Origin of the sequence: Geminicoccus flavidas (assembly GCF_009806515.1) — a bacterium.
Lineage (GTDB): Bacteria > Pseudomonadota > Alphaproteobacteria > Geminicoccales > Geminicoccaceae > Geminicoccus > Geminicoccus flavidus.
Map to the genome: position 1 here is coordinate 1 of NZ_WUJP01000656.1, position 515 is coordinate 515.

A 515-nucleotide genomic window follows, 5' to 3' on the forward strand; every position below is an offset into this window, starting at 1 on the left:
CAGAACTCCTTCGTGAAGGCTTTGGAGCTTTCCAGCCGGGCGGCGGCGGCGCTCGGCCCAAACGCGCGGATGCCCTTGTCGGCCAGCCGGTCGACCAAGCCCAGGGTCAGCGGCAGCTCGGGCCCGACCACTACGAGGCCGACCCCCTCGTCCTCCGCCAGCCGGACCAGGCCGTCAATGTCGTCGACCGCGACCGGAACACAACGCGCCACGGCCTCGATGCCGGCATTGCCCGGCGCGCACAGGACCTCGGTGACCATGGGCGAGGCCGTCAGCGACCAGCACAAGGCATGCTCGCGGCCGCCGCTGCCGATGACGAGGGTTTTCACAGGAACTATCTCCGCTCAGCGCGGGACGTGATGGACCGTCACGTCGAACGCTGCAAGCTGCGCGTCCGTCGTGACGAGGATGCAGTCCTCGATTCGCGCCTGGGCGACTAGCAGGCGATCGAACGGGTCACGGTGGAACAGGGGCAGCCGGCCGGCCTCGACCGCGTGCACGGCGCGCACCGGCAG

At 69.9% G+C, this 515-nt stretch carries 1 protein-coding gene and 1 pseudogene; both read right to left on the minus strand.

Features of this window, described 5'->3' with window-relative positions; translation table 11 throughout:
* Positions 1 to 329, minus strand: a pseudogene (locus EQG76_RS18620) (phosphoribosylamine--glycine ligase N-terminal domain-containing protein); the annotation flags it as partial.
* Positions 330 to 344: 15 nt separating this feature from the next.
* Positions 345 to 509, minus strand: a complete 165-nt coding sequence (locus EQG76_RS33160; protein ID WP_331463796.1) for a PIN domain-containing protein — start codon at positions 507 to 509, stop codon at positions 345 to 347.
* Positions 510 to 515 lie beyond the last annotated feature (6 nt).